This is a genomic window from Microbacterium sp. NPDC056003 (assembly GCF_042274785.1).
GTDB lineage: Bacteria > Actinomycetota > Actinomycetes > Actinomycetales > Microbacteriaceae > Microbacterium.
On the sequence record NZ_JBHJXQ010000001.1, the window covers coordinates 1,700,412 to 1,709,562 of the forward strand.

Genomic DNA, 9,151 nt, shown 5'->3' on the forward strand with positions numbered 1-9,151 from the left:
CGCAGCAGCGCAAGCCGGCCTCGAGCCGGCTTTTCTGTTCCAGAGGCTCTCCTCAACGAAAGAGGTAGAGCAATGAACACCGCAGACGCACCCACGTTCTCCGCCTTCCACGCGGTCATCAAGTTCGAGAAGCTCGTCGAGCAGACGGTCGAACGGATCACCCGGTTCTCGGGATTCGTTCCCGCGCGGCACTTCGTGTCCGTGATCGACGTGATCGACCTCGAGGCGAACCCGCGGTCATCGAAGGTCGGGCAGGTCACGGCCGCGATCCGCGAGTCGATCGAGAACACTCCCAACGAGTTCCCCTTCAAGACGAAGGGGATCCTCCTCGGCGCATCGAGTTTCCGTCGCCTCGACCGCGATCGCATCGGCGTGAATTTCGAGAAGCGCAAGATCGAGGGCATCCTCGACGGCGGTCACAACACACTGGCGATCGGGCTTCACGTCCTCGCGAAGGCGGGCGTGCCCGACGCGACGATCAAGAAGGTCAAGGTCTGGGACGACTTCCGGACGCTGTGGCACGAGCAGGCCGAGGCGGTGGATGCTCTGCGGGCCAAGGTGCGCGAGGGCGGCACCACCGAGCTCGACTTTCTCATCCCCGTCGAGCTCATCGTGCCTTCGGACCCCGACGACGAGGTCGTTACCGAGGAGTTCGAGGCGTCTCTCCTCGATATCTGCGCGGCACGCAACAATAACGTGCAGCTCAAGGTCGAGGCGAAGGCCAACAAGCGCGGATACTTCGACGACCTCAAGCAGACGCTGCCCCCGTACATCCGCGATCGTGTCGAGTGGCAGCAGGGCGACCCCAAGCCGGTGAAGGTGGCCGACATCGTCGCACTCGCCTGGATCCCGCTCGCGATGCTGGAGCCGATGCCCGCGGCCGACGACGGCAAGGCAGTCGTGCCGCCGCTGCCGCAGAACCTCTACCGCAACAAGGGCGACTGCGTCGTGCGCTTCGAGCGGCTCATGAGCTCCCCGGTCGTCACGAAGGAGCACGGCGCGATCGCAGAACTCCACAACGTCCCGGTCTTCAGCGCCCTGGCGATCGCGGGCCAGATCCCCGAACTGTACGAACTGATCTACCGCAAGTTCCCGGATGCGTACAACAAGAACGGGGGACTGTACGGGCGGATCACGGCAGTGAGCAAGATGAACCCTGCGAACTCGAAGACGCCGCACAGCACGCGATTCACCAACCAGGACGCGAAGTACGCGAGCCCTGAGGGCTTCATCATCCCCCTCGTCTATGGCCTTTCGGCTCTGCTCGAGCGTCGTGAAGACGGCACGATCGCATGGAAGACCGACCCGACGACCTTCCTCAACGACAACCTCGACGAGATCGCCAAGCGGTTCAAGGGCATCATGCAGATGGGCGACTTCGACCCGCAGAAGGTGGGCAAGTCTGGTCCCGCGTACACGATGGTGCGCGACACGTACACGACTCTCCTGCTGGCAGCGAAGTCGGGGGAGGCCGTCTAGTGAGTGACGACATCGAGTTCAACGTCGGCCTGGTCGCGATCACGATGCGCCCCCAGGATGTCGACTTCCGCGGCGTCCCTGTCTCGGCCGGGCGCGGAGGCGCCGAGCAGTACGGCAGGCTTCGCGAGGCAGTTATCGAGTCCAGCGACGGGCTGCGCATGACGATCGGATGCACGGTGTGGGAGGACGGCTCCGCCGACGTTCAGCCCCTGGACTTCCTGGCCGGCCCCGACGCCTACCGTCGGCTCGAGTCCGCCGGACGCATGACGCTCAACGAGTCCGGCGCCGGAACGCGTGTGGCGCTGTTGCGCACGCTCAAGTACGGCGATCGCGGCTATCCCTCTCTCGCGTCCGTCACGTGGGAGGACCTGAGTGAGTTGGCGGGGGCGGATGCCGCAGATCTGCTGATCTCGCATGGCGCGCGTGTCGGCGCCTACGAGGACCTCCGGCCGCAGCCGCGGCAGTACCGCGAGCACCCGGCATTCGCGGTCGCGGAGGATGGCCTCGACGCGGTCTTCGCCGCGTTCGCCATCACCCGCGTGATCCCCATCATGAAGGGCTTCGGCCGCGAGGGTGGAGTGGAGGCGTTCCACTGATGGGCGGCGGCTATGTGGTCGAGTATCCGGACTACAACACGTACGGCGAGGTGATGAAGGGCTACTTCTCGCTCATGCGCGGCTTCGGACTCGAATTCGCCAACCGCAGTCACGCGACGCTCGCTCCGACGCTCGGTGCCCACTGGTTCGAGGAGTATGTGGCGCGGCGCAAGGCGGAGGACCCGGTACACGTCAGGGGTCGGCTGTCGCCCGCTGATCCGAGCTTCTTCCTGAAGGAATTCCGTCACGCGCCGGAGACGGTGTATCGACAGGTCATCCCCAACACGCCAGACCTGCGGGTGCTGTCGAAGAAGATCATGGACATCCGCAATACGTGGATGCACTTCGGCGATGAACCGACGGTGATGCATCTGCGGGAGGCAGCTGAGTACCTCCGGGACTTCGGGAGCAAAGCATCCATGGGCGTGGCCGGGCCGGCGACGCGCATGATCAAGCGCGTCGATCGCATCCGCACCGGACAACACCAGCCGGCGGCCGTCCCGACTCCCGCGCCTTCCACAGCTCCGACGATCACCGATAACGCGGAGCCGCCGGCCGAGATCCCGCTCGTGCCGTTGACAGACGAGCCCCGTCCGCCGATCGGCTCGCTCTGGCGCGGTGACATCCCGGAGCGCCGCATTCGAGTGACGAGGACACGCGACGTGGTCGACATCGCGACCGGAGCGTCGCTCCGCCACGAGATGGCCGGCGAACCTAGTGAGAAGGTTCGCCAGTGGACGTCGGCCCGCCCGCTCGGCGATCTCTGGCTCGATGCGGACGGCGCAGTCGGCGGATTCGTCGAGGGCCAGGAGCGGCTGCTGGGTTACATGGGAGAGGACCCCGAGGGCGAAACGGCACGCGGTTTCCTGGTGCGGCGGTTCTACGACATTCGCGACGGCAGGGTTGTGGACATCGACTCGGGGTCGGCGCTGCGGGATACGGTGGGAGCGGAATGTGCCGAACAGGCACGCGAGATCGAGGATGCAGTGGCCGGTGTGATGGAGCCTGGGGGCACCATTCGCGTGACCAACTACGGCGACGTGCTTTACCTCGACGAGACAGGAACGTCGCGCATCGCAGTCGCGACCCCGAAGACGTGGTTCCCGGGTCACCTGGGCTAGGAGAGATCGAGTAGATGACTGGGGGAGCAGCGGTGCAGCTCACTGGCGCGCGCACAATTCCATGGACGATGAAGCTGCCCGAAGGTTTGACGCCCGTCGAGGTGGTCTTCGGCCAGGACGACACCGGCGTGGTCGGAGAGGTCCAGGTCGCGGTCGCGACAGCGACTTCACGGCCGACGAAGGCGCTCATGGATGCCGCGTGGAAGACGCGCGGCGCGAACACGGCGATGCCGGTGCTGGTTGTCGCGGTGCAGGGCGACTCGGCATGGGTGTACGCCGGTTCGGGTGACGTGCTCGGTCCGGTCCCTGTGGGGTCCGTCGCACGTCAGTTGCAGTCGGTGCTCGACGAGCCGAACGTGATGGCCGCCCAGGTGCGCCTGACTGCGGTGCAGCGCGCGCTGAGCTCGGGCGAAGCAACCGGCTTCTCGAACCACTTTCTCTTCGCGAGCTACCATCTGCGCGTCAACGTGCCGCGCAGGTCTGACTGGGCAGCGGCGCGGACAGCGGCCGAGTCGATGCTTACGAAGCAGGGCAAGGACCTCATCGTTGCGCTGGGGTTCTCTGCCGAGTCCGTCAGCAATGCATCGGGGAGTGCTCTCGTGCTGCGCGCGGCATCGGGATCGCGGCGCGCGATCGCCGTGCTGCTCGACGAGAGCGAGCATTTCGACCAGAAGAGCCCCGCCTACCAGCTGTCGCCGGTCGCGCACGGTCTCGAGCTCGCCACTCGCGAAGAGGTCCCGTGGCTCGTCGTCATGCGCCAGTCGACGCTGCGGCTCTACCCCGGCCGCGACGGCGTCGGAGTCGGCCAGCGCGGACAATCCGAGACCTTCTTCGAGCTCGACTTGGATCTGCTCGATGCCGAGTTCGCTGCACTGCTCCCGCTCATCTTCTCGGCCGACGCCCTCGAAAAGGGGGGATCAGCCGATCAGATCCTGGAAGGGTCCGGTCGCTATGCGGCCGAGCTCGGTGCGAACCTACGCGACCGCGTGTACGAAGGCGTCGTTCCGGCGCTGTCGATCGCCATCGCCCAGAACCTGCCGAAGCTTGGCCTGCCGATAGATACCGAAGGTCTCAAAGTCGCGTACGCACTGACGCTGCGGATCCTGTTTCGTATTCTCTTCCAGGCCTACGGCGAAGACAGCGAGCTGTTGCCGGCGGGACGCAATACGAACTACGACGCGAACTCGCTCCAGAAGTTCGTCAAAGAGAACCTGACGACGGATGTCGCGGCCTTCGGCGCTTCGTCATCGGTGTGGTTCGACCTCACTCAGGTGTGGGACGCGATCTTCAACGGAAACAAGCTGTGGGAGGTGCCGGCCTATGGCGGCTCCCTATTCGATCCCGCTACTGCGGAAGGCGAGCTCCTGCAGAAGCTCGTGTTGCCCGACAGCGTCTTGGGCCCCGCGCTGCAGGCGATGCTCACCGAGGTCACCGAGGACGGCGCCCGTGGGCCGGTCGACTTCCGTTCGCTGCAGGTGCGCGAGTTCGGCACGATCTACGAAGGCCTGCTCGAGTCCTCGCTGTCGCTCGCTGAAGTCGATCTGACGGTCGACGCCAAGGGCGCCTTCGTGCCCGCGAGAGAAGGCCACGAGGTCGCGGCGCCCGCGGGAACGCCGTACTTCCACTCCGCGTCGGGGGAGCGCAAGGCGACCGGGTCGTACTTCACTCCAAAGATCGTCGTTGACCACCTCATTGGGCGCTCGGTCGAGCCCGCGCTCGACGCACACCTCCAGAAAGTGAGGGCGTTGGTCGACGAGGGCAAGGAGCGCGAGGCCGCCAATCACTTCTGGGACTTCCGCGTCGCCGACCTCGCTATGGGCTCGGCCCACTTCCTTGTGGCCGCGGTCGACAAGATCGAACGCGGAATGCGCGACTTCCTCACCGTGACCGACATGCCGCGGGTGCGCGCAGAGCTGGCGCGACTCGCCGACAAGGCTCGCGAGGCGCTCGGTGACGACGTCGAAGCTGCCGATGCGATCACGGAGGCCCAGCTTCTGCGCCGCCAGGTTGCGCGCCGTTGCATCTACGGCCTCGACATCAACCCGCTCGCCGTGGAGCTCTCCCGCCTCGCGATCTGGATCCACACGTTCGTTCCGGGCCTGCCGATGTCGAGTCTGGACCACGGCCTCGTGCTCGGCAACTCGCTAACGGGCATCGGCACGATCGAAGAGGCGCTGGATGCGCTCGATCCGAAGCGAACTCCCGGGCAGGGGACGTTCTTCGACGACGTCATCCTCGACGAGCTAGCGCGAGCGAAGACGCGGTTGGCTGACTTCGCCGCCGCGAGCGAGGCCGACAAGTCGGAGGTCGAGGCCGGTGCCAAGCTCCTCGCCGAGGCGAAGGAGGCGAGCGAGACGGTGCGACGCATCTTCGACGCCGCCGTCGCGATCCGCATCGGGGACGTGCCGGCGCAGGCGATCCTTACAACCGATGATCTCGACGACCTCGTCTGCAACCCGGCGGTTGCGGATGCCGCGGCCCGTTTGAGTCCCGCGCACATGCCGTATCTGTTCCCTGAGGTGTTCCTCCGAGACAATGCCGGCTTCGATGTGCTGGTCGGCAACCCTCCATGGGAGAAGGTCAAGATCGAAGAGCATCAGTGGTGGGGTCTGAGGATTCCTGGGCTGCGATCGATGCCGCAGGCGCAGAAGAACGTGAAGCTCAAGGCGTTTCAGGAATCGCGGCCGGATCTCATGGCCCAGTACGTCGCGGACGTCGCAGCAACCGACGCTTTCCGCGCGGTTCTGGTCAAGGGGCCGTTTCCTGGGCTCGGGTCTGGGGGAGACCCTGATCTCTATCAGGCCTTTGCGTGGAGGTTCTGGCGGCTGACTCGCGTGGGTGGCCGCGCAGCCAACGTCCTTCCGCGAGGGGCACTCTCCGGATCTGCGCTCGCGGCGTGGCGCGGGGAGGTTCTTGGAGCCGGCGCCTTCGAGAACGTCACTTTCCTGCTGAACAATCAGCAGTGGGTCTTCCCCAGCGTCCACCCGCAGTACACCGTGGGGCTGACGGTGCTTGCGCGCGGCGACGATCACGTCGTGAGGTTTTGTGGTCCGTTCGCGAGCGAGGAGGACTTCGTCACGGGTGCGGGAAGCCTTTCCGAGGTCGAGGCGGCCGAGTTCTTGTCTTGGTCATCCACAGCGGCTTTTCCGTTGATCCCCGATCCCAAGTCGGCCGAGGTCTTTGTTCAGATGAAGAAGTCGCCGCGATTCGATGCGGTGCGCGAAAATTGGGAGTTCCGGCCGACCACGGAACTTCATTCCACAGCAGATAAGCGCTTCTACAACTTCGACGTCACAGCGTCCCGACCGGGTCAGATCAAAGTCCTAGCTGGCGCAGCCTTCAACCTCTGGACGCCTGACTTTGCTACCGCGCCATACGCCCTCGCCGATGCACCTGCACTTCGTGAGTATCTGGGCGCCAAGCTCGCGAAGGCGATCCGTTCGAGTCGATCTGCCCATCTCGGCATGACCTTCCAAGAAGGCGAGTTGCCGATGGACAGCGCGCGGCTGGCGTTCCGTGACATTGCCCGGGCGACCGATACCCGCACCACCATTGTCGCTCTCATGCCGCCGGGAGTTGCTTTTACTGAGATGGCGCCACTAATCGTCAGGAGGCGCGGCGGCGTCGATGCAGAGGCCTTCTTGCTGGCGGTGATGGCGAGCATCCCGTTTGACTGGGCAAGCCGCCGGTGGGTGGAGATGCACCTCAAATACAACATCCTCAACGCGCTACCGGTACCTGTCTACGATTCCGGAACCCCTATCCCAGACCGGGTGGTGCAGGTCGCCGGGCGCCTCGCAGCGGTTGATCAGCGCTACCAAGCCTGGGCCGATGAGCTGGGAATCGAGGTCGGAACAGCGAACGACGAGCCCACGAAGTCCGACCTCGTCGCAGAGCTCGATGCGCTCGTATCGCTGTTGTACGGCCTCAGTGAAGACCAGGTGGCGCACATCTTCAAGACTTTCCACCGCGGCTGGAACTACCAGCCCCGGCTCGACGCGGTGCTTGCCCACTACGCCGCGTGGAAGGACCGATGACATGGTGAAGCCCGACAAGGCCAGTGCGAAGGACCTCTTCGACAGCAGGGTCCACTATGAGATCCCGCCCTACCAGCGTCCTTACGTGTGGAACGAGGAAGAGCAGTGGGCGCCGCTCTGGGATGACATCGTTCGGGTGGCGGAGAGCCACGTCCGCCTGGGCGAAGGTGAGCGCCAACCTACGGCATCCCACTTTCTCGGAGCGGTCGTCTTCGAGCTGACCGAAGCTCACTCTGCTGGCATCGATCGCTTCGATGTCATCGACGGGCAGCAGAGGCTGACGACCCTGCAGATCGTGCTCGACGCCGCCGAGCAGGTCATGGCGAAGCGCGGACTGGACGACGAGTCCGAGGTGCTGAGCGATCTCGTGCTCAACAGCCAGCCGCGATACAAAGGCACGCCAGAGCGGTTCAAGCTCTGGCCGTCCCGGGCCGATCGGTCTGCGTTCGAGAGCGTCATGGACCCCATCGGTGGGTCTGCTGATAGCTCTCATCAGATCGTGAAGGCACATCAGTTCTTCGCGGCCGAGATTGAGCGCTGGGTGTCGGGTGCGCCGGACGAGATGGGCGAACGTCCCCCAGGCGATGAGTCCACACGCGCGGCCCAACTCTGCGAGACGCTCTCTCGGCGGTTGATGTTCATCACGATCGACTTGAGTGAGGAAGACGACTCCCAGCTCATCTTCGAGACGTTGAACGATCGCGGCACGCCGCTGCTCAAGGCCGACCTCATCAAGAACTGGGTGTTCCGAGAGGGAAAGAAGATCGGCGCCGATGTCGACTTCTGGGCGTCGAACATCTGGGACGACTTCGACACTGAGTGGTGGCGGGCTGAAATCGCCCAGGGGCGGCTCGTTCGCTCTCGCGTCGACATCTTCCTTCAGTACTGGCTGACGATGCGCACACTCGACGAAGTAAAGTCTGACCTGGTCTTCCGCCTCTTCACGGACTACGCGTCGAGCCGCATGAAGGACGTCGAGGGTGCGGAGGCGTTTCTCCGGGAGCTTCGCTCCGACGCCGATACGTACCGGAATCTCGCGACGCTGGAGGCGACGACTGCTGCCGGCCGGTTTCGGGTCCAGGTGGTCGAGGCGATGGAACTCGCCGCGACACTGCCGGTCTTTCTCTGGTTCATCTCGGAGAACCACGGCATCCCTGGAGCCCAAGTCTCCCGTGGACTGGAGGCGCTGTCGAGCTGGGCGATCAGGCGCACACTGCTGCGGCTGACCTCCAAGGACGTCAACCGCCTGATGATCGCGATCCTCAAGGAACTTGCCAAGGTCGATCCCGCGGAATCCGGCGACGCGCTTCACACTTATCTGTCATCGCAGACCGCAGATTCGCGCTACTGGCCCTCTGACGAGGCGGTAGCGCAGTCGCTGCCCTCGCTGAAGATCTACGGCCAGATCAAGCAGTCTCGTCTGCGGGCGGTCCTCGGCGAGATCGAGCAGCATCGCCGATCCAAGACCCCGATGCATGAGAGCGTCCCGGTGCCCAGTGGTCTGTCGATCGAGCATGTGATGCCGCAGGAGTGGCGGTCGCACTGGGACGCTGATCCGAAGCTCGACCAGGATGCCGCCCAGAAACGCGATCACCTCGTCAACCGCCTCGGCAATCTGACGTTGACGACGCAATCGCTCAATAGCTCCCTGTCCAACCGCCCTTGGACCGATGCCGCCGCGGCGGGCATGAGTCAAGGCGGGCAGACCGGCAAGGGCAAGCGCGCCCTGCTCCAATCGTTCAGTCTGCTTGTGCTCAACAAGGGGATCGTCGATGACCATGAAACGGGGTGGACCGAGGACGACATCATTCGTCGCTCTCGGTCGCTCACCGACGACATCATCGCGATCTGGCCAGGCCCAGACACCGCCATCCAGGCGCACGAGTACGAACGTGCACGGGCAGAGAAAGGCTGACCG

General features: G+C 64.7%; 5 protein-coding genes. All 5 read left to right on the forward strand.

Annotated elements, in window-relative coordinates; all coding sequences use genetic code 11:
- Positions 1–72 precede the first annotated feature (72 nt).
- Positions 73–1,479: a hypothetical protein gene (locus ACFC1W_RS07835; RefSeq protein ID WP_375990667.1), complete on the forward strand. Its 1,407-nt coding sequence runs from the start codon at positions 73–75 to the stop codon at positions 1,477–1,479.
- Positions 1,479–2,075 (forward strand): hypothetical protein, encoded by a 597-nt coding sequence (locus ACFC1W_RS07840; protein WP_375990670.1) that lies wholly within the window; start codon positions 1,479–1,481, stop codon positions 2,073–2,075. The genes ACFC1W_RS07835 and ACFC1W_RS07840 overlap by 1 nt, the downstream gene beginning before the upstream one ends.
- Positions 2,075–3,196: a hypothetical protein gene (locus ACFC1W_RS07845; protein WP_375990672.1), complete on the forward strand. Its 1,122-nt coding sequence runs from the start codon at positions 2,075–2,077 to the stop codon at positions 3,194–3,196. The genes ACFC1W_RS07840 and ACFC1W_RS07845 overlap by 1 nt, the downstream gene beginning before the upstream one ends.
- A gap of 68 nt (positions 3,197–3,264) precedes the next feature.
- Positions 3,265–7,233 (forward strand): Eco57I restriction-modification methylase domain-containing protein, encoded by a 3,969-nt coding sequence (locus tag ACFC1W_RS07850; protein WP_375990675.1) that lies wholly within the window; start codon positions 3,265–3,267, stop codon positions 7,231–7,233.
- 1 nt (position 7,234) lies between these two features.
- Positions 7,235–9,148 (forward strand): DUF262 domain-containing protein, encoded by a 1,914-nt coding sequence (locus tag ACFC1W_RS07855; protein WP_375990678.1) that lies wholly within the window; start codon positions 7,235–7,237, stop codon positions 9,146–9,148.
- Positions 9,149–9,151: the final 3 nt, after the last annotated feature.

Bases quoted from the DNA above. Each gene is read 5' to 3' on its own strand.
- ACFC1W_RS07835 (WP_375990667.1), top strand. From the start codon at position 73: ATGAACACCGCAGACGCACCCACGTTCTCCGCCTTCCACGCGGTCATC.
- ACFC1W_RS07845 (WP_375990672.1), top strand. From the start codon at position 2,075: ATGGGCGGCGGCTATGTGGTCGAGTATCCGGACTACAACACGTACGGC.
- ACFC1W_RS07850 (WP_375990675.1), top strand. From the start codon at position 3,265: ATGAAGCTGCCCGAAGGTTTGACGCCCGTCGAGGTGGTCTTCGGCCAG.
- ACFC1W_RS07855 (WP_375990678.1), top strand. From the start codon at position 7,235: ATGGTGAAGCCCGACAAGGCCAGTGCGAAGGACCTCTTCGACAGCAGG.